Genomic DNA, 20,522 nt, shown 5'->3' with positions numbered 1-20,522 from the left:
GGCTCTTCCGGCGAAAAACGTCACGGCCTCACCTGTCCCGACCCGCGCACGCGGTATTTGAACGAGGTCAGTTGCTCGACGCCGACCGGCCCGCGCGCGTGCATTTTGCCGGTGGCGATGCCGATCTCGGCGCCCATGCCGAACTCGCCGCCATCGGCGAACTGCGTCGACGCATTGTGTAGCAGGATCGCCGAATCGATCTCGTTGAAGAAGCGCTCCACCGCCTGCGTGTCCTCGGCGAGAATCGCTTCGGTGTGGTGCGAGGAGAAGGTCTCGATATGCTCGATCGCGCCCGCGACGCCATCGACCAGCTTCACCGCGATGATGGCGTCGAGATACTCGGTCACCCAGTCGGCATCGGTCGCGGGACTAGCGTCGGAGAACGCCTTCAGCACCTCTCCGTCGGCATGGATCTCACAGCCCGCCGCCCGCAAGGCTACGAGGATGGGCACGAGATGGGTCGCCGCCGCCGCGCGGTCGACAAGCAGCGTCTCGGCCGCGCCGCAGACGCCGGTGCGCCGCATCTTGGCATTGACGGCGATCGTCACCGCCATGTCGAGATCGGCCGATCGGTCGACATAGACATGGCAGATGCCTTCGAGATGGGCAAAGACCGGCACCCGCGCCTCGCTCTGAACACGCTCGACCAGGCTGCGGCCGCCGCGCGGAATGATCACGTCGAGATTGCCGCCGAGGCCCTTCAGCATCTCGCCGACGGCGGCGCGGTCGGTGGTCGGCACCAGCTGGATGGCATCCTGCGGCAGGCCAGCCGCTTTCAGCCCCGCTACCATACAGGCATGGATCGCCGCCGACGAATTGAGCGAATCCGAGCCGCCGCGCAGGATCACCGGATTGCCGGCCTTGAGGCAGAGCGCGCCGGCATCGGCCGTCACATTCGGCCGGCTTTCATAGATGACGCCGACGACGCCGAGCGGCGTGCGCACTCGCTCGATGTGGAGTCCGTTCGGCCGGTCCCATTCTGCGATCACGTCGCCGACCGGATCCTTTAGCGCGGCGATCTCGCGAATGCCGTCGGCCATCGCCTCGATGCGCGACGGTGTCAGTTTCAACCGGTCCATGAAGGAACCGGAAAGGCCGGATTCCTCGCCATTCGAGACGTCGATTGCGTTGGCGTCGAGAATCGCCTGCTCGTTGCGAAGAATGGCTTCGGCCATGGCGACAAGCGCGGCGTTCTTGGCGGCGGTGGTGGCAATGGCCAGCGGTCGGGCCGCGGCGCGCGCCTGGCGGCCTGTCCGTGCCATCAAACTGGCTACATCTTCGCCTTGGTGTTTGTTCAGCATTTGACCGCTCCGGTGAAGCTTGGTGGATTTACACGCGGCCGGCCCTCGCGGCAATGGCTGCAAATTTGGGGGAGCAGCATGAAGAGCGCCATAATCCTGTTTGCTCTCGGCGCGATGCTGGCGCCGACAGCCCTACGCGCCGCCGATTACTGCGACGACAAGCTCGAGCCCGGGGAGAGCCCCGACGGCAAGGCCATGGTTATGTACAGTTTGATGGTGCAGCTGGCGCTTGCCGAGCGCTATTGCGGCGCGCCGGCGACACCGCCCTCTCGGATCGCCATCGTTGTCGAGGAATTTCACGGATGTGGGCCGCGCGCTCGGCTTGAAGCGGAGATGGAAAAGAGGGCGAAGGGCGATGCCCCCGCGAAAGTAACGACAACCGACGAACTTATTCGCGACGCCGTTGCCGGAGACGATACGGGCATTGCTCAAACCGAGATCGACCGACGAGCCAAGGCCGGCATCGAAACAGAGATGGGGGCTGCAGCGAGCTGCTGAAAACGCAACGCGATGTTGAGGAAAGGTACCGCAATCCACCCCAATGGCCGCCGGAGCCCGAGCGCCCATAATCGCGGGCCACGTCTCAGTTGGCGGCGCCGCTCACCACCAGATCGTCGCGGTGGATCATCGCCGAGCGTGCCTCATAGCCGAGCACGGTTTCGATCTCGGCCGTCTTCAGGCCAGCGATCCTTACGGCATCGGCGGCGTCGTAGGCAACCAGCCCGCGCGCGATCTCGCGGCCCTCGGGCGACAGGATCGCCACCGTATCGCCGCGCGAAAAATTGCCGCTGACCAGCTTGACGCCCGCCGGCAGCAGCGACTTGCCCGATAGCAGCGCGCCGATGGCGCCGGCATCGACGGTGAGCCGTCCCGCCGGTTCGAGCTGCCCGGCGATCCAGGTCTTGTAGCCCTTCACCGGATTGGTGCTCGGCTTGAAGAAAGTGGCGCGTTCGCCGCGTTCGATCGCCATCAGCGGCGACAGCCTGGTGCCCGACGTGATGACCATGGCGGTGCCGGCCGCATTGGCGATCTTGCCGGCGTCGAGCTTTGTGCGCATGCCGCCGCGCGACAGCTCGGAGGCGGCGGCACCCGCCATCGCCTCGATGTCGGGGGTGATGCGATCGACCACCGGGATGAATTTGGCTTGCGGATCCCTGGCCGGCGGCGCCGTGTAGAGCCCGTCGATGTCGGAGAGCAGCACCAAAAGGTCGGCCCCCATCATCGTCGCCACCCGCGCCGCCAGCCGGTCGTTGTCGCCATAGCGGATTTCGGAGGTCGCGACCGTATCGTTCTCGTTGATGACCGGCACCGCCTTCATCTTGAGCAGCGTCGAGATGGTGGCGCGGGCGTTGAGGTAGCGGCGGCGCTCCTCGGTGTCGCCGAGCGTGAGCAGGATCTGGCCGGATTTCAGCCCGCCCTTGCCGAGCGCGTCCGACCAGGCACCGGCGAGCGCGATCTGGCCAACGGCGGCGGCGGCCTGGCTCTCTTCCAGCTTCAGCGCCCTCTTTCCAAGACCGAGGATAGTGCGGCCGAGCGCGATCGCGCCCGAGGAGACGACGAGCACTTCGGCGCCGCCATGGGCAAGCACCGCAATGTCGTCGGCCAGCGAATCCAGCCAGTCGCGCTTCAGCCCCGTGCCGCGGTCGACAAGCAGCGCCGAGCCGATCTTGACGGTGATGCGCCGGTATTTCTTCAGCGACTGCATGGTCACTGCCAGCGCGTGTCGACGGGAGCGGGAACCGCGTCGCGCGCCTCGGCCACGACAGCCATCAGCGCGCGCTGCACCGCTTCCACGCCTTCGCCGGTGACGGCCGACAACAGCATCGGCGCGCGACCGGCGGCGCGCTTCAGCGAGGCCGTCTTCTTCTTGCGCGCCTCGGCGTCGAGGATGTCGATCTGGCAGAGCGCCACGATCTCGACTTTCTCGGCCAGCCCATGGCCATAGGCCTCGAGCTCGGCACGCACGGTCTTGTATGCCTTGCCAGGATTCTCCTCCTGGGCGGAGACGAGATGCAGCAAGACGCGCGTGCGCTCGACATGGCCGAGGAACCGGTCGCCAATACCGACGCCCTCATGCGCGCCCTCGATCAGCCCGGGGATGTCGGCGATGACGAATTCGCGGCCGTCGATGCGGGCGACGCCGAGGCCGGGATAGAGCGTGGTGAAGGGATAGTCGGCGATCTTCGGCTTGGCGGCGGTGACGGCGGCGAGGAAGGTCGACTTGCCGGCATTGGGCAGGCCGACCAGGCCGGCATCCGCGATCAGCTTCAGCCGCAGCCAGATGCTGAGCTCCTCGCCCGGCAGGCCGGGATTGGCGCGGCGCGGCGCCTGGTTGGTCGAGGTCTTGAAATGCTGGTTGCCGAAGCCGCCATTGCCGCCCTTGGCAAGCAGGAAGCGCTGGCCGACCACTGTGATGTCGCAGATCAGCGTCTCATTGTCCTCGGCAAAGATCTGGGTTCCGACCGGCACTTTCAGCGTGACGTCGGCGCCCTTGGCGCCGGTCATGTTGCGGCCCATGCCGTGCGTGCCGGTCTTGGCCTTGAAGTGCTGCTGATAGCGATAGTCGATCAGCGTGTTCAGTCCGTCGACCGCCTCCGCCCAGACATCGCCGCCGCGGCCGCCATCGCCGCCATCCGGCCCGCCGAACTCGATGAACTTCTCGCGCCGGAACGACACCGAGCCGGCGCCACCGTCGCCGGAGCGGATATAAACCTTTGCCTGGTCGAGAAATTTCATCGTCGTTTCGAGTTTCTGCTGATGGCCTTGAGCGATTGCTCTAAGGCATGTTGAGATTCAGGTCAGGCCGAGCCGAAAATGGCGAGTTCCGAGAACCGGAGCGGAGCGTATTTGAGTACGCGAGCACCGGAAGCGCAGGAAACCGGCATTTGCAGGCCGGCATCACCTGAATCTCGACATGCCTTAAACCAAGGCGGGGCACAGCGCGAGGCCGATTTGCGACTAAAGCGCCGGATGCCCTTTTGCAAAGGACGCGGTAGCACTGTTGGCGGGCGGGACTGAAGGGGCGCGGCAATGAAGCTTGTCACCTACAACATCCAGTATGGCATAGGTCTCGACGACCGTTACGATGTTTCCCGCATCGCCGATGCCGTGCGCGGCGCCGACGTGATCGCGCTGCAGGAGGTCACCCGCAACAACCCCAGGAACAACAACCGCGACATGGTGGCCGAACTCGGCGAGGCGCTGCCTGACTACTTTGCCGCCTATGGCAGCAATTTCGAGGTCAATATCAGCTCGCGCCTGGAGGCCGGCCGCGCCATCACGACCACCTTCCAGCTCGGCAACATGGTGTTGTCGAAGACACCCATTCATCTGTCGCGCAACCTTCTCCTTCCGCGCAGCCGCAGCCTGGAGGCGATGAATTTCCAGCGTGGCGCGCTCGAGGCGCTGATCGAGACACCGCTCGGCTTTATCCGCTTCTACTCCACGCATCTCGACCATCGCAGCCCTGTCGAACGTCAAAGCCAGATCCGGTTCCTGCGTCAGCGCCTGTTGAACTATGCGCTGGAGGGCGGCGGCCTTTCCGGCATTCCCGAGATCGGCCTGCCGGATCTGCCCTACCCGGAAGCCTTCATCGTCATGGGCGACTTCAACATGCTGCCCGGCTCGCCCGAATATGTCGACCTTGCCGGCCGCCCGGACCACGAATTCGGCATGCCGCTCACCGCCGATCTCGCTGTCGATGTCGCGGAGCGCCTCGGCGTCCCGGATCTCGCCACCTGGGTCGACCCGAAACGGCCCGACGATGCGAGCCGCCACAAGCGCATCGACTACATCTTCACCAGCGCCTCGCTCGCCAGATCGCTGAAGCGCCTCTGGGTCGACCGGCAAGCGGTGGGTTCGGACCATCTGCCGGTCTGGGCCGAATTGGATTGACCTGGAAAACTTTCCGAACTGTCGAAGCGATGCGCTGATGTGTGTCGAGATTCAGGTCAGGCCGAGTCGAAAACGCTGGTTTCCGAGAACCGGAGCGGAGCGTGCTTGAGGCACGTGAGCACCGGAAGCACAGGAAACCAACGTTTGCAGACCGGCCTCACCTGAATATCGGCACACATCAAAAGTGGACCCAGTTGCGCAAGCTGGTCCACGTCTTGCGATCGAGCCGGTAGCGCTCGACCGGCACCTGGCCGGCGACGATCGAGTTCAGCATGCCCTGGCCGGCATACTGGAAGCCACACTTGTGAATGACCCGGCGAGAGGCCGGGTTAATGACCCGGGTCGAGGCCTGCAGCACCTGGATCGAGGTCCTCTGGAAGGCGAGGTCGACCAGCGCGTGCGCCGCTTCCGTGGCGTAGCCACGCTTCCAGTAAGGTTCACCGATCCAATAGCCGAGCTCCAGCCCGCGATCGGTGGTGTTGAGCCCCGCGCAGCCGACGAAGGTGCCGGTGCCGGCAAGCGTCAGCGCGTAGACGATGCCGGCGCGGCGCGACGCTGCCATGGCGAGGAAGGCGCGTGCCTCGGCCTCGCCGTAGGGATGCGGCATGCGAACCAGCATCTCGGCCACGTGACGATTGTCGGCGAGCGCCACCAGTTGCCCGATGTCGCTGTCGCGCGGGGCGCGCATCACCAGCCGCTCGGTGGCCAGCACCGGGCAGTCTATCGCGTAACTTTCGTCGTCCGTGTCTTCCGCTTCGGCAACCATTTTCAGTCCTCCAGGCAAAGAAAAAAGGGGAGATGGAAACCCATCTCCCCTGATCCTTTTCCTGGCCTGGCCAGACACCGGTTCCCGAGATGGGTGCCGGTGTTGTGGTGCGGAAACCGGCTATTCCGCTGCTTTGGTAATCGGGTTCACCGAGACGTAGGTTCGGCCGTTGGCTTTTTTGTTGAAGGCGACTGCGCCGGCTTCGAGCGCAAACAGGGTGTGGTCCGTGCCCATGCCTACGTTGGTGCCCGGATGCCACGAGGTGCCGCGTTGACGAATGATGATGTTGCCCGGAATCACGGCTTCGCCGCCGAACTTCTTCACGCCGAGCCGCTTGGAGTGCGAGTCGCGACCGTTGCGCGACGAACCGCCAGCTTTCTTGTGTGCCATCTAACTAACTCCGATACGCCGCGAGGGCGTTTGAATGGTCTTATGAACGCGTTCGCGTTCCGTTTCAAGTCCGATCCGGCGATCGTTTCGCCGGATGCGCCTTACTTCTTCGCCAGCTCCTTGGCCTGCTCGCGCCAGTCCTTGATCTGGTCGGCGCTGAACGGCATGTGCTCGTCGATCTTGGCGACATCCTTGTCGGAGAGCTTGGCGAGCTGCGCGAAGGTGATGATGCCCTGCTCGTTGAGGTCCTTGGCGGCGACCGGGCCGATGCCCTTGATCACGGTCAGGTCGTCCGGCTCGCCCTTCGGCGCCTTGAACAGCGGCGCAGCAGCGGCTTCGGCCTTGGCTTCCTCCTTCGGAGCAGCTTCCTTCTTGGCCTTGGCCTCCTTCGGAGCGGCTTCGGCCTTCGCCTCGACAGCAGCCTCGGCCTTGGCTTCCGGCTTGGCGGCGGCCTTCTTCGCCGGCTTTGCGCCACCCAGCAGGATCTCGGCGATCCTGACGGTGGTCAGAAGCTGGCGGTGGCCGATCTTGCGGCGCGAATTCTGCCGGCGGCGCTTCTTGAAAGCGATGACGGTGCGGTTCTTGCCCTGTTCGACGACTTCGGCCGTGACCAGAGCGCCATCGACGAACGGCGCGCCGAAGGTGACGTTCTCGCCCTCGCCATGCGCCAGCACATTGCCGATCTCGACGATGTCGCCGACCTTGGCTTCGAGTTTCTCGATCTTCAGGAGATCGTTGGCGGCGACGCGGTACTGCTTGCCGCCCGTTTTGATGACTGCGAACATTTTTTGCCTTTCGCTGTTCGGTCGGCCTCGATGAGCCGCATCGAGCGGATCGGCCGTCTTTTTGTCAGTCTGCGGGTTCAAAAAACAAGCGGCGCGGAAGAACCCTCCACGCCGATTGCGCGCGTTCCCTAACCGAAGGTCCGGTCAAAGTCAAGGCAAGCAGCCGACACCATGAACGTCCGGCAGTTCGCGAGGCCCGGGCCGGCTGCCGCCCGCATGCGAGGCGGACCATGACGCTCGCGGACTGGCCGTCTGCCGGCCCGTCGGAGCCGCCTGGCCGTGACCAAATCGACACCGCGTCAAAGAAGCCGCTCATCCGGCAGATTTGGCCTTGTAACCTTTACGTCCAGTCGTTATCTAGTGCGCCGCGCCGGCAACGGCCGACCATGACCGCGGAGAGGTGGCAGAGTGGTCGAATGCACCGCACTCGAAATGCGGCATGCTCGCAAGGGCATCGGGGGTTCGAATCCCTCCCTCTCCGCCATTTAGCTTCCATAATAATCGTTTCCTTTCAAAAGCTTCCTTGTTGCGCTTGACCAGCGCGAAGCGAAACTTATCTTAGACTGTGTAACAAACTGTGTAACATTAGAGAAAGATAATGCGACGTTCCGCAGCGCCAAAGCCGCATAAACGTGAAGGCATCTGGTATCTCGTCCGCAGGGTGCCGAAGGAATTCGCGGCGTTTGATCGCCGCTGCCTAGTACGCATTTCCACGGGCGTCGCCGTGGCTGACGATCCCCGCGGTGTACGGGCGCGAGATGCAGTGCAAAGCCTCGGCGCGGGGCTGGAGGCGTATTGGCGTAGACTGCGGGAAGGCCAATCCGCCGAGGCGGGGCTGCGTTTCGAAGCCGCGAGGAAGCGCGCGCGGTCATTTGGATTGGCCTATCGCTCTAACGAGGAACTAGCAGCGGGGCCGCTCGACGAACTCATGGCCCGTATCAAGCTGCTCCTCGACAAAAAATCGATCGAGGACGCGCAGGACGTCTCGGCCGTCATGGGTGGGGAGAAGCGGCCAGCGGTCCGCCTGAGCGGTCTTATCAAGGAATTCGAGACGATCGAGCAACAGAACTTGCTGACCATGTCGCCTAACCAAATCAAGAAATGGCGTAACCCCAAAAAGCGCGCAGTTGCCAATCTGGTTGGAGTCATTGGCGACAAGGAGATCGCAAGCCTCACTCGGGACGACGCAATCGCGTTCCGCGAGTGGTGGCAAAAGCGGATCGTTGAGGATGGACTTGATATCGGTACGGCCAACAAGGACATCGGCCATGTTTCGAAAATGCTGCGCGTCGTCGATCTGACTCACCAGCTCAAGCTGGAGCCGGTTTTTCGAAACCTGCGTCTTTCCGGCGCCGTCCCCGGGCAACGCGCTGCGTTCACAGCGGAGTTCATTCAGGAGAAGATACTCGCTGAAGGCGCGCTCGACGGACTCAATGACGAAGCCCGCCATCTAATCTATGTGATTGCCGATACCGGACTCAGGCTTTCTGAAGCGGCAAACCTCACCACCGAAACAATCCACCTCGATCAAGAAATCCCGCATGTGCGGGTGCGCCCCAATGGCCGTCGCTTGAAGACCGGTCATTCAGCCCGTGACATTCCCTTGGTTGGCGGCGCACTTGCAGCCATCAAGCTCCATCCGGACGGCTTTCCTCGTTATCGCGACAAGGCCGCGTCACTTTCAGCGCTCGTCAACAAGGTGCTCGCCAGCAAGGAACTTCTGCCGACTTCCGAGCATAGTCTTTATAGCCTGCGACACACTTTCGAGGACCGGCTGACGGCAGTTGAGGCGCCGGAGAAGGTAATTGCTTCTCTGATGGGCCACAAATGGATCCGGCCCAAATACGGCGCGGGACCTTCGTTAGCGCAAAAGCGCGAGTGGCTTCAAAAAATCGCTTTTACCCCGCCCGGGCGAATGTGATTGCGGCGCCATCCAGGCCTTGAGAACCAACCTCACGGCTCCAGCTGTCCGAGCCATTTAGGTTGAGCGTGGCCAGCACGCGCTGCGCTCGCTCGCGATTTCCGAGCTTCCGCCGCATTTGTTCGACCTCGTATTCCAGCCTTTCGAAGGTCGGTATATAGGCATCTCCATGCCGGATGACCAAGTAGGCGGCAACAGCTAGACAGCATTCTAGCTCCGTGGCCGATGGATCGGAAAAAGGGGCGACGCCATACCAAGACGAGCAACGCCTCTCGAGGGCTTCCGAACTAGGCAAACGGCCAGCATGTGGCATGGGATACAAACCTATGCCTGATCGACGAACCTAAAGTGCTCACGAAGCTTGACCGGTACGCGGGCCATCGGAGGGTTCTGCCTAAAACCGCCAAAAATTTTGAAACACCCATTCATCCGGCTCGAATTCAAAGGGATCGGCGATTTTTGGGTTATGGCTTGCAAGCATAGTTCAGCCCAGACAAGAACGCCTGATATCTTGTCGTTCACTGTCACCCTGCCAAATATGGTGCCGGTGACAACGGCAGTTTGGCGAGCAGAAGAATTCCCGAGACTGAGACGTTCTACGGCTTGGCCCATGTTCGCGCTCCTCCTCGATTGGAGACAGGATGGGCCATATGGAAGCGAATAAAAGGAGGTTGGTGACGAGTCTCGGTAGTGGAGTAGAAACGGGTGGAAAAGCTTGCGCTATTCGCCGTCGGCGCCGCTAAGCGCATTTGAGAGAAGGGGCAACGATCGCCAAGAGATGACGTCCGATCGCAAGCCGGCTAGAAATGCGACAGTGACGCGCCTTTTTTGGCACGACCTTAGCACCCGATCGGGCCTCAGCTGGTCGTCGTTGCGCAGCCGATCGGGTGCGATTTTTATAAAGCTCTCTTGGCTTTAGCTTTGAGAGCCCGTCATCGAGACAAATGCAAGGGAACGGTCCCGCCCCTGGGGACATTCGACATGCCGTGGCAGCTTCCTATGGTGAGCCAGCGCATTCCGATACACGTTTTCCGCGCTCTACCGTTGCTCCAGCACCTGTGCTGAGGCTGAGCGCTTGATCAGGACCCGACCGCTGCTGTTGCGGGATGGTGACTGGGTTGAGGTCGCGAAAACCTTGACCGCGGGTACGTTGTTCATCCAGATGAGCGCTGAGCCGAGAAGCAGCCAAGAACGCTTCCCGTAATCGAATCCTACGGGAACCGCGAAACCAGCGTCCAAGGGACGCAATTCTCCGACGTCGTTCACTCAAGCTCATCTCGCAACTTGAACGCTTGTATGAAGCCGCTGCATGTGCGCCGGTGGACCGGATTGCTGCTATCCAAACCACGTGCTCAGTTTCGCCCCCGTAATAACTCTACCGTCCGAAACGGCTTTCGCGCGTCAGGTCCACCCCACATGAAAGTTCCGCGAGCAGCACGGACGGAGAGGCCGGTCACAACTCCTTCGCGTGCTCTTTTACTACCGAATCAAGTGCCAAATGGAGAGGCACTGCCTTAGAGAACAGGAAGCCCTGCGCGGTTCTGCAGCCAAGCTTGTACAGAGTTTGCCGATCTGCCTCTGTTTCAACGCCCTCGGCCATGACCTCGATCCCGAGCGTCCTACCAAGGTCAATCACCGCTTTGACAAGCAGCCGATTCTCCCGGGACTTGGCTAAGCCGCGAATGAAGCCCTGATCTATTTTCACTTTCCTGATCCGACTGTCCTTGAGCGATGCCAACGTCGAAAAACCGGTGCCGAAGTCCTCGAGCGCGATAGAAATGCCAGCATGTGAAAGCTGGCCGAGCTTTTCATCCACTCTGTCCGGATCCACTGGGGCTTCTTCGGTAATCTCGATGTCGAACATCGTTGCAGGGAGGTCTTTTGCCGCCAGACCATTAAGAATCATCTCGTCAATATCGCCAGCTTCCAACTCGCGCGGTGAAACATTCATCGCCACACGAACATCACGACGGTCAGCTTTGACCAAGCCCTCGATAAGAGCGCAACAGTCGGCGAATACCGTTTGAGTTAGCAGCTGAAGCATTCCAGTTTCGCGTGCCGCTGTCATGATCTCGGGCGGAGAAATGGGACCGTGAAGCGGGTGAGACCATCTTAGCAAGGCTTCAAAACCGACGACGCTTCAGTTTCGAGTCTTACGATTGGCTGAAACCAAGCGACCAAGCTTCTCATCGTTATCGCCGAATGAAGATCGCGTTCGATTGACTGGCGGCGTTGCAGTTCCCGGGCTAGCTCGGCACCGAACAGACAAAATTCATTCCTGCCGCGGCGCTTAGCTGTGTAAAGGGCGATGTCGGCCCGCAACAACATTTCCGTCAGTCCGGGGTTTTCAGCCAAGTAGATTCCTATAGACGCTCCAATGCGGACGGATGCGATCCCAGGATAGGGGCGAGCAAGCTTGGCTATGAGATTGGACGCGAGATTGGTGGGAGAAGGAGAATTCTTTCGCGAAGAAAAAACCAGCACGAATTCATCCCCACCGATGCGGGCGAGCGTTGAGCCCTCCGGTGCTTCTTCCTCTATTCGGCGGGCGATCCTGGCAAGCAGCTCGTCACCCGTTCTGTGACCGTAGGTACCGTTGACAGATTTGAACCCGTCCAGATCAATCAGCATGGCCACAAAGGGTCCATCGGTGTTCTCAAACTGATCGATTGCATGTTCGAGGCCCCGCCTGTTGAGGAGCGCGGTAAGATGGTCCTCCCTGGAATTGCGCTCCATTTCCGCGGCAAGCCGCTCGGCTTGATGTCTCAGGCGGCTCGCGTCACGGAAGCGCGCTTGTCCAACGAACGAGGATCGAACCAGGCCGCCCTCGAAAAGCAGGACGGCAAAAGCCAGAATGTAGTTTTCCGGGGCTCCCTTCGTCAGCAAACATGCGGCGGCAATGAGGAGTGGCGGTGTGATGAAGCATATCGCTGCCGCAGCATATGAGCTGCCGTACGTGACCGCGCCAGCTGAAATGCCCGCCAGAATTATTAGATGCAGCGATGCTTGAGACGTCGTGTATCCAGCCGTTAGGATGGCAAGGAATGACCAGGTGAATCCCGCCAGAAGAGCAAGCCTGCCAAACCAGCGAAGCCGCAGCCAAACCCGTGTCAGATCATCCTGGACTCCGGGTTCCTTCAGCTGATGACGGGCGAGTGCAAGGCGGGCGGCATTTATCGCATTAACGACCGAAAACCAGGCCGCGCCAGCAAGACCGTTCCCGGAAAGGGCCTGCACGGTCAAAATCAGCCCGGACAGCACAATGCTTATCGGCATTGAGACGAAAAGGCCTGCCCTCAGATCAGCGAGCTGGTCCTGAAGGATTCTCGCCTCCAGCGGATCTTCTTTTCCAAGGCTGGACGGGTCAGCTTGCTTACTCCTGCTTGTCCGCAGCCTATGCAGCCCCCCTGAAGGACGGGTTAATTCTTCAATCGGAGATCAGCGTCGGGGAGCAGGATTACTCCGGTGCATCATGCACTCTCTCCCATCGCTCGCCCAGCACGCGCAAAAATGCGACTGCTGGTGCAGTATCACCGCTGGAGCTCCGCCGATATCCCATGCCGGACAAGGGGAACATGTTGGGCAAAGCGAAGCCCCAGATGCCTTGCAAGCCGTGCCGCCAGGTGGTCTCTGGAGTAGAGTCCAATCAATATGTTCGTTGCATGGTAGAGCGGCGCCGCCGACAGGCGCAGCCGCCTTTCGTATATATGCAGCATGTCGGGGTCGCCAACATTGCGGCCGTCGCGGCACGCAGTCATGATTCCACGGGCGAGTTGCTTCTGGCTGCTGAGACCGATGTTGAATCCGTGAGCGGTCACCGGGTGCATGCCGATGGCAGCGTCGCCGATGAGTGCGGCGCTCGGCGCCCGGAATTTGTGCGCCCAGGTCGTGACCAGCGGATAGGTGTGGCGCTTGCTTGCCAAGGTCATTTTTCCAAGGCGCCCTCGACACCGTTTCGTCAACTCCGACAGGAACAAATCATCATCGAAGGCAAGCAGTCTATAGGCCTCGTTTGAGCGCAATGTGAGCAGCAGCGACGACATGCCCTCCGCGAGGGGCAACATCGCTATCGTCTGATGGTGATCGAACCATTCGATGGCGATCTGGTGGTGGGCGCGCTCGTGCCTCACTCGGCAAATCAGCATCGAGTGGCCAAGCCGGTTGATATCGGCGCCGATGCCTAGCAGATCACGCGTGGCGGACAAACGCGAATCCGCGGCAACAACCAGCCGAGCAGTTAAACGCGCGCCATTAGAGAGCGTTACGACTGCTCCTTCTTGGCTGTTTGTTGCATCGACGACCGAGTGGCCGCACAACAGCCGGGCGCGATCCTGCAAGCGGACGATTTTGAACAGCGCCTCGCGGATCCGGCAATTTGGAACCAAAACCCCCAGCGGTTCTCCAGAGTTGCTGGGAGGATCGAAACGAAGAGCGAATGCGCTCGAGCCGTTGAGCACGCGCGCGCCTTGAAGTGCTGATTTGTCCGAAGCCGGGATGACATCCCAGGCGCCGAGCTCGCGAAGGGTTCTGATCGAAGCGTTGGTCAGCGCGATTTCGCGACCATCGAAAGCCGGATTCGCCAGACTATCGAATGTGTTCTGTTCAACAACTGCCACCTTGAGTTCGCTTTGGGCAAGCGACGCAGCGAACGAAAGGCCGACCGGGCCGGCTCCAACGACAACGATGTCAAAATTATCGTCAGAGCCCATCAGCGTGCCGCCATCCGGTCGCCTATCCTCGTGTAACGGTGGAACTGAGCCGAGTGACATGAGCTCCGTGGCCGCCGCATTGCCTAAAGGCGCTGGGCCGGGAGATTCGCATCGATCGGCAACGAAGCACTCAAAGCGCTCAGAGGTGGATGCGGCTAACCGATCCCGCCCTTTGGCCGCGCAGCCGCGCAGATCGCCGCCAGCAAGCGAGACACTCGCGACGCTGGTCAGCCACGGCCGCGCCGCATCGATCGCCACATTCCACCTGGAACCCTTGCGCATACTACTCACGCTCCACGACGTCGAAGCGGGCTCTCTTGCGAGGGTATCGAACGTAGCGCTCTCTCTCGTCATCCCAGCCAAGGTAGCGGAAACTTTTATCCACGACCGCGCATATCTCATCAAGAACCTGCTGCATGGCTTCGATGTCGATGTCCTTGCAATTCAGTCGCCGATAGAGCAAAGCCCACGCGGCGACATAGTCGTCGAAATAGCGCGCGTCACTCGAACCAATGATCAACTTCGGACGGTTGATCGATCTCGAAAACGCACGTCCCAACCCCGATGATGCTCCGCAGCACGTTGACATCACGAGGATCTTCGGCGCTGGATGCGAGCCCTGGAACATTTCTACGAAGTCAGCCCAAAGAAGGCCACTTTCGACGCACACAACCCATCAAAGGCGAAAGCTGTTGATCGGCCCCCGTGTCCGCGCAGCCACGCGGATGGTCAGCCAGCAAGCGAGATACACACGACGCCGGTCAGCTAATGGCTGCGCCGTAAGCACAAGGCATGGCCGACCACACGACAGAAAACCCAGAACCGTGAAGGTGCTGATAATGACGACCAATCTTTCCGTAAGTCATGCATTTCTCCGTCGAAGACTGGTCAATAGAACACACCGATGAGTATGACCCTGATCTGGATCAGCCAGACATGACCAATCGGCACTGGCGGTTCACGGTCAGGTGATCGACCGTGACGTTCCACTTTGGAACCCGTGCGCACATGGCCAAGCTCTCGTCCGGCCACGCGAGGTACTCTCGTGGCATCAGCCGCCTCATACTGGGTGCAATGGGAGGCAGTCCTTCGCACGACAGAGGCTTTTCACAAATGTAGTGTGCAGCTTAGGTCAAGATGGTCATGGAGCATGGAGCATGGAGCATGGACAGCTTGTTCCCGACCGAGCCGGCTCGACTGACGAGCGCGATCCGCGCATCTTATGCACAGCGGATTGAAATCAGCGTTCCGGTTTGTCGTCCCGATCAATTAGTATCCGCTCGGCGGCTCCGTCGAGATCTTCGTATTGACCGCTTCGCAATGCCCAGACGAAGCCGGACACACCCAGTGCACCCAGAAAAAGGGCCACTGGTATGAGATAGAGCAACGTCGTCACGAGGATTATGCCGAATAGCTGACTGCGGAGCGTCCGACTTTTTGAATAACTTGCAGCGTCGCATTCGCCCCGAAGCCGTGCAAGCGCAATGCGTTTCCAATAACAAGCACCGATGAGGCAGACATGGCAATCGCCGCTAACAAAGGCGTGGCGTGCCCGAGGATGGCGATTGGTACTGCCACCGCATTGTAGACGATCGCAATCGCGATGTTCTGGCGGATCAGGTGTCCCGCCTTGCGCGAGACGTCCAGCGCGAGAGGCACTGCCAGAAGGCTTTCGCGCAGGAATACGAAGTCGGCGGCATTGCGGCCAATGTCGGCGGCGGTAGCTGGAGCGATCGAGACATGCGCCGCGCTGAGCGCCGGCGTGTCGTTGAGGCCGTCGCCAACCATCAGAACCTTGTGTCCGTCTTTCGCCAGGGTCTCGATGCGCTCGACCTTGCCGGATGGCAGCAGGCACGGAACGAAGTCCTTGACACCCAGCATTTCTGCGACTTCACCGCAGGCACCCGCAGTATCGCCCGACAGCATTTCCACTGACACCCCGGCATGGCTCAATTGCCCGATCGCCGCCTTGGCGTCTGCGCGCAGCGCGTCCTCAAAATCGAAGGTCGCGACAATGAACCCGTCTTTTGTCAGCACGGTTCCGCCATGTTTGCCTTCACCACCGGTCCGGGCTCTCCATCCAGCCCATCCGCGTCGGCCTAGCCGCCAGGTGCTTCCGGCTCCAGTGGCTTCGATTCCAAACCCTGGATGCTCGGTGACGGCATCAAATTTGTACTGCCCGCCGGGATGGGCAAAACCGGCTATGGCCTTTGAAAAAGGATGGCGGGAATGCGTAGCCATGTCTCCCGCGACTGCCAGCATGGCCGGATCGATCGACGATGCATTGACCAGCCGGGGCTGGCCGAGCGTGAGCGTTCCGGTCTTGTCGAACACCGCTGTATCAATCGTCGCCAGGCGCTCCATGGCAGAACCGTCCTTTACCATGATGCCGTTCTCAAACAGGCGCCGCGCGGCGACCACCTGAACGATCGGTACGGCGAGGCCGAGCGCGCACGGGCAGGTGATGATCAGAACGGCAATGGCGATGGTTATCGCCCGGTGCCAGTCGCCGGTCACCGCCATCCAGCCAAGGAACGTCGCGAAGGCTGTGAGATGAACCACCGGGGCATAGAGCGCTGAAACGCGATCGGCGATCCGGCGATAATGCGCGCGGCCGCCCTCTGCGGCTTCCATAAGACGAACCATTTCCGCCAGAAACGAATCCTTCGCGGCGGCTGTCGCCTCAATCGTCAGCGGGCCGGTAAGATTGAGCACGCCGGCCTGAACTGCTTCGCCCGGCGCCACGTTTTTCGGCGTGCTTTCGCCTGAGGCCAGCGAGCAGTCGAGATCCGACGTTCCCTGGATGATCTTGCCGTCGACGGGGATCCTCTCACCGGCTGCGATCAACAACCGCATGCCTGGTTCGATCTCGCCGACCGGCAAATAGTCGCGCGCGCCGTCGCTGCGCAGCACCATGGCGCCATGTGCGGCCAACTGGGACAGGCCTTTCACAGCGGTCCGGGCACGTTCGCGCATCACGTGATCCAACGTGCGGCCGATCAACAGGAAGAACAGCAGCGATACCGACGCGTCAAAATAGGCGTGATCGCCATGGTTGATCGTCTCGTAGAGGCTCATGGCGTAGGCGAGCGAAACACCGACCGCGATCGGCACGTCCATATTCATGCGGCCATGGCGCAAAGCATTCCAGGCCGAACGGAAGAAGATGCCGCCGGCGAAGGCGAGGGCAGGAATGGCGATCAGCGCCGAGACCCAGTGAAACAGGTCGCGGGTAGCACCTTCGGCGCCGGACCAGACCGAGACCGAAAGCAGCATGATGTTGCCCGCCGCAAAGCCGGCAACCGCGACCGCGCGGATCAAATCCGATAACGTCCTGTCCTTGTCGCCGACCTCGGAAGGGAAGAGATGCGCCTGGTAGCCTAGCCGCCCAAGCGCGACGACGAACGGTGGGACCTCGTCACCACGCCACCGGACAGAGACCCGTTTCGTCGACAGGTTGACGCGGGCGCTCTCGACGCGATCGAGCTTTCCCAGCGCCGTCTCGATCGTCTGGATGCAGCCTGCGCAATGAACCGTCGGTACTGAAAGATCGGTCTGGTGAAGATCATCGCCAAGCGATCGGCTCGCCAGCCTGATCTCCTGGCTGGACGGCAGGACCGATCCGGTGTTGACCAGATCAAGCGCCATTTCGGCGCCCGGTGCACAACAACTCATTGCAGCGCTCCATTGGAAATCATGATCCGGCGGACGTCGCGATACGGTTTGTCCAGACCGGCGTCGGCGTCGACTTCGACAATCCAGACGCCGTCCTTCGGCATGTGCTGGGCTGCGAATTCCTGGCCCGAGGCGGGTGCGAGGGTGACCGACTTGTCCTCCTTCTCGTACGCGGGATGGCGAAACAGCACCTTGACGCCGTGCAAGGGAACCGGCTTGCCGGCGACGTCGGCGAGGCCATAGCGAACTTCGCCCCATGCGATGGTCAGCTTGCCGGTCCAGCCAAGTGCTGCCTGCGCCCGTCCTTCCTCGGCCTTCTTGTTGAATTGCTGGCTCGCCACATAGGTGTTTTCGACGACGAGGCCAGTCCAGCTTGTGCTGGCGAGCGTTGCCATGGTCAGATTGACTGCGATGACCACGCCGAAAAAGGCCAGGATGATGACCAGCATGTGCCTGCCGGTGAATTCACGAGGCTTTTGTACATTGGCAGTCATCTGAGGGGCTCCGGCGCGTTGAAGGTGGCGGTGTACTCGTTCGACTCAAAGCTGGCTCTGTCCTCGACGCGGAACTTGAAGGTCTGTGCCGGAGCGCGGATCTGGTCCGCCGGCTGGCGAACGAAGACCCTCAGCATTTTCAGGCGGTCGGGTTCGACCGGAATGGCGAAGGAACGGCCTGCGGGGATGTCGTCGCCGACGACGACCATGTCAGCGCCTTCAAGGCCCTGCATGGTTACGACGATCGTCCTCGGCTCGGGGATCATGTTGAGCAGCTTGACGGTATAGCCATTGCGGATGGATCCGTCGGTCAGCGTGACGAACTGGGGATTGCGATCATGCAATACGTTCAGTTCGAGCCGATCGCGCGTCAGCAGCGAATAGAGCAGGCCGAGGCCGATCAGCGACCACAAGCCCATGTAGACGTAGGTGCGCGGCCGAAAGATCTTGCGGATGTGAAAATGCGCCACCTTGTCGGAGAACAGGCCATCAGCGGTCCTGATCAGCGATGGATTGACTGAGCTGGACCCGCCTGCAGTCGCCAGCATCATGTTGGCGTTGTAGTCGGAGAGCGTCGCATAGGCGATCAGCCCACGCTCCTTGCCGAGCTTGTCCATGACGCCGTCACAGGCGTCGATGCAGAGCGCGCAAGTGATGCATTCGAGCTGCTGGCCGTCGCGAATGTCTATCCCCATCGGGCAGACCGCGACACAGGCATTGCAGTCGACGCAGTCGCCCACGGGCTGGCCTGCGGCCAGCACCTTCTTGGCGTGGCGCGAACGCGGTTCGCCGCGCCAGTCATTGTAGGTGACAGTGAGGGAATTTTCATCGAGCATGGCCGCCTGGATGCGGGGCCACGGGCACATATAGGTGCAGACCTGTTCGCGCATCAGACCGCCGAACGTGTAGGTGGTAGCCGTCAGGACGGCGACAGTGATGTAGGCGACGGGCGCCGCAGTGCCGGTGAAGAGCTCGCCGAGCAGCGTCGGTGCATCGGCAAAGTAGAAGATCCAGGCGCCGCCAGTCGCCGCCCCTATGACCAGCCAGATGGTGTGCTTGGACACACGCAGCATGAGCTTGCGCGCGGTCCAGGGACCTGCGTCAAGTTTCATGCGGGCGTTGCGGTCCCCCTCGATCGCACGTTCGACGACGAGGAACAGATCGACCCACACCGTCTGAGGGCATGCATAGCCGCACCAGGCACGGCCGACAGTCGAGGTGATCAGGAAAAGACCGACGCCCGCCATGACCAGGAGGCCGGCCACATAGAAGAATTCCTGGGGCCATATCTCGATGAAGAAGAAGTAGAAGCGCCGGTTCGCGAGATCGAGCAGGACTGCCTGGTCCGGGGCAAATGGACCGCGAGCCCAAGGCAGCCACGCAGCCAGGTAGTAGATGCCAAGTGTGATCGTCATCACCAGCCATTTGAAGCGACGAAAGTTGCCCGAGGCGCGCTTCGGAAAGATCTTTTGACGCGCGGCATAAAGCGGCTTGCGGGTTTTGGCGGAATTGACAGTTTCTGTTTCGAGCCGTGTCAACTGCGTCTTATCACGCATGTGCAACTCCACTTTCCCAGCCAATGTCAGGGGCACCTGTCGTAAAGCCTCGCGGTAGGATAGCCTTGCCGGGTTGTGCAGATCGCATTAGGGATGGTGTCGAGGCCCGGCTCACGCCGGGCCTCGTCCGCTTGGCAGGGGGGACCGAAGAATAGGACTTCCATTCCTATTCTCCGCCGCCAAGCGAATGGACATAAACTGCAAGTTCCTTGACCTTGATCTCGCCGAGACGGCCAACCCAGGCCGGCATGACGCCCTGTTTTGGCGCACGGACCTGTGCGGCGATGGCTGTCTCACCGGATCCATAGAGCCAGATCGCATCGGTCAGGTCGGGGGCGCCGAATTCCCTGTTGCCTTTTGCATTGTCGCCGTGACAGGCGACGCAGTTCTCGGCAAAGACCTTGGCGCCGGGTTGGATCAGACTTGCATCGCGGACCTTGCCGGAAAGGCTGGCCACGTAGGCGCTGACTTGTGCGATCTGGTCGGCGGTAATGATGTCGCCGAAGGCCGGCATTTCCGACAGGCGCGTGTCCGGATCGGATGCGAAGCGGATGCCGTGCGTAATCGTCTGCTGGATCTGCTCGGCCTTGCCGCCCCATAGCCAGTCGTCGTCGTTGAGATTGGGAAAGCCCTTGGAACCTTGGGCGCCGGAGCCGTGACATTGTACGCAATTGACCTTGAAAGCGGCGCCACCGGCGGCGATTGCGAATTCGCGCAGGCCGTCGTCCGCGGAGATCTCCGAGACGCTCTTGGACTCCACCGCCGAGATATATTTGCCCTTGGCGGCCTCAGCCGCAGTCAGCTCGTTCCTGACCTCGTTGCGGCTGGAATAGCCGAGCACACCCTTCGTCGCCGAGTGCAACAGAGGCCATGCTGGATAGGCGATGGTGTAGCCTATCGCCCAGACAATGGTGACGTAAAAGGTGATAACCCACCATCTGGGAAGCGGGTTGTTCAGCTCCCGGATGCCATCCCATTCGTGGCCGGTGGTCGAGACGCCAGAGATTTCATCGATATGCTCGTCGCTCATG

Annotated in this window: 18 protein-coding genes and 1 tRNA gene; 4 read left to right on the top strand and 15 right to left on the bottom strand. The window is 61.3% G+C overall.

The features are described 5' to 3' along the window. Positions 1–20: 20 nt before the first annotated feature. Positions 21–1,301, bottom strand: a complete 1,281-nt coding sequence (locus EJ073_RS24215) for a glutamate-5-semialdehyde dehydrogenase (RefSeq protein WP_126057802.1) — start codon at positions 1,299–1,301, stop codon at positions 21–23. Between EJ073_RS24215 and EJ073_RS24210 the strand changes: the two genes are divergently transcribed. After that, positions 1,284–1,799 carry a hypothetical protein gene (locus EJ073_RS24210; RefSeq protein ID WP_126057801.1) on the top strand — a complete coding sequence of 172 codons (516 nt, stop codon included), beginning with the start codon at positions 1,284–1,286 and terminating at the stop codon, positions 1,797–1,799. The genes EJ073_RS24215 and EJ073_RS24210 overlap by 18 nt on opposite strands. Before the next feature lie 85 nt (positions 1,800–1,884). On the opposite strand, the gene proB is transcribed toward EJ073_RS24210, so the two are convergent. Then, positions 1,885–3,006 (bottom strand): glutamate 5-kinase, encoded by a 1,122-nt coding sequence (proB, locus tag EJ073_RS24205; protein WP_126057800.1) that lies wholly within the window; start codon positions 3,004–3,006, stop codon positions 1,885–1,887. A 2-nt stretch (positions 3,007–3,008) separates the two neighbouring features. Further along, entirely contained in the window at positions 3,009–4,037 is a 1,029-nt protein-coding gene (obgE, locus tag EJ073_RS24200) for a GTPase ObgE (protein ID WP_126057799.1), read from the bottom strand. A 294-nt stretch (positions 4,038–4,331) separates the two neighbouring features. Between obgE and EJ073_RS24195 the strand changes: the two genes are divergently transcribed. Continuing rightward, positions 4,332–5,195 carry an endonuclease/exonuclease/phosphatase family protein gene (locus EJ073_RS24195; RefSeq protein WP_126057798.1) on the top strand — a complete coding sequence of 288 codons (864 nt, stop codon included), beginning with the start codon at positions 4,332–4,334 and terminating at the stop codon, positions 5,193–5,195. A 178-nt stretch (positions 5,196–5,373) separates the two neighbouring features. Here the strand turns inward: EJ073_RS24195 and EJ073_RS24190 are convergent, their stop codons facing one another. The 3 genes from EJ073_RS24190 to EJ073_RS24180 form a co-directional block, all read right to left on the bottom strand. Further along, positions 5,374–5,961, bottom strand: a complete 588-nt coding sequence (locus tag EJ073_RS24190; RefSeq protein WP_126057797.1) for a GNAT family protein — start codon at positions 5,959–5,961, stop codon at positions 5,374–5,376. A gap of 120 nt (positions 5,962–6,081) precedes the next feature. After that, positions 6,082–6,351 (bottom strand): 50S ribosomal protein L27, encoded by a 270-nt coding sequence (gene rpmA, locus EJ073_RS24185; protein ID WP_126057796.1) that lies wholly within the window; start codon positions 6,349–6,351, stop codon positions 6,082–6,084. Between the two features lie 101 nt (positions 6,352–6,452). Then, positions 6,453–7,136 (bottom strand): 50S ribosomal protein L21, encoded by a 684-nt coding sequence (locus EJ073_RS24180; protein ID WP_126057795.1) that lies wholly within the window; start codon positions 7,134–7,136, stop codon positions 6,453–6,455. Positions 7,137–7,530: 394 nt separating this feature from the next. Here EJ073_RS24180 and EJ073_RS24175 point away from each other — a divergent pair. Both EJ073_RS24175 and EJ073_RS24170 read left to right on the top strand, forming a co-directional pair. Further along, positions 7,531–7,620 (top strand) — tRNA-Ser (locus EJ073_RS24175). A 114-nt stretch (positions 7,621–7,734) separates the two neighbouring features. Beyond that, complete coding sequence (locus tag EJ073_RS24170; RefSeq protein WP_126057794.1) at positions 7,735–9,057, top strand: integrase; 1,323 nt, start codon at positions 7,735–7,737, stop codon at positions 9,055–9,057. A 1,453-nt stretch (positions 9,058–10,510) separates the two neighbouring features. On the opposite strand, the gene EJ073_RS32560 is transcribed toward EJ073_RS24170, so the two are convergent. From EJ073_RS32560 to ccoP, 9 genes are all read right to left on the bottom strand, one after another. Next, positions 10,511–11,176 (bottom strand): EAL domain-containing protein, encoded by a 666-nt coding sequence (locus tag EJ073_RS32560; protein ID WP_245454739.1) that lies wholly within the window; start codon positions 11,174–11,176, stop codon positions 10,511–10,513. Continuing rightward, complete coding sequence (locus tag EJ073_RS32555; protein ID WP_245455339.1) at positions 11,170–12,333, bottom strand: GGDEF domain-containing protein; 1,164 nt, start codon at positions 12,331–12,333, stop codon at positions 11,170–11,172. The genes EJ073_RS32560 and EJ073_RS32555 overlap by 7 nt, the downstream gene beginning before the upstream one ends. A 254-nt stretch (positions 12,334–12,587) precedes the next feature. Further along, a complete protein-coding gene (gene ubiM / locus EJ073_RS24160) occupies positions 12,588–13,769 on the bottom strand; it encodes a 5-demethoxyubiquinol-8 5-hydroxylase UbiM (protein WP_185928959.1) in 1,182 nt (393 codons plus the stop codon). A gap of 280 nt (positions 13,770–14,049) precedes the next feature. Then, complete coding sequence (locus EJ073_RS24155) at positions 14,050–14,394, bottom strand: hypothetical protein (RefSeq protein WP_126057793.1); 345 nt, start codon at positions 14,392–14,394, stop codon at positions 14,050–14,052. A gap of 612 nt (positions 14,395–15,006) precedes the next feature. Further along, positions 15,007–15,162: a cbb3-type cytochrome oxidase assembly protein CcoS gene (gene ccoS / locus EJ073_RS24150; protein WP_081714250.1), complete on the bottom strand. Its 156-nt coding sequence runs from the start codon at positions 15,160–15,162 to the stop codon at positions 15,007–15,009. A gap of 5 nt (positions 15,163–15,167) precedes the next feature. After that, positions 15,168–17,441, bottom strand: a complete 2,274-nt coding sequence (locus EJ073_RS24145; protein ID WP_126059322.1) for a cation-translocating P-type ATPase — start codon at positions 17,439–17,441, stop codon at positions 15,168–15,170. Continuing rightward, entirely contained in the window at positions 17,438–17,935 is a 498-nt protein-coding gene (locus EJ073_RS24140) for a FixH family protein (protein WP_126057792.1), read from the bottom strand. Before EJ073_RS24140 ends, EJ073_RS24145 begins: the two co-directional genes overlap by 4 nt. Then, complete coding sequence (gene ccoG, locus EJ073_RS24135; protein WP_126057791.1) at positions 17,932–19,491, bottom strand: cytochrome c oxidase accessory protein CcoG; 1,560 nt, start codon at positions 19,489–19,491, stop codon at positions 17,932–17,934. The genes EJ073_RS24140 and ccoG overlap by 4 nt, the downstream gene beginning before the upstream one ends. A gap of 166 nt (positions 19,492–19,657) precedes the next feature. Next, the gene (ccoP, locus tag EJ073_RS24130) at positions 19,658–20,521 is read right to left on the bottom strand and encodes a cytochrome-c oxidase, cbb3-type subunit III (protein ID WP_126057790.1); all 864 of its coding nucleotides are present in this window, start codon (positions 20,519–20,521) and stop codon (positions 19,658–19,660) included. Position 20,522 lies beyond the last annotated feature (1 nt).

This window comes from Mesorhizobium sp. M4B.F.Ca.ET.058.02.1.1, from assembly GCF_003952505.1.
GTDB lineage: Bacteria > Pseudomonadota > Alphaproteobacteria > Rhizobiales > Rhizobiaceae > Mesorhizobium.
This window is presented reverse-complemented; position numbering and strand designations above follow the sequence as displayed.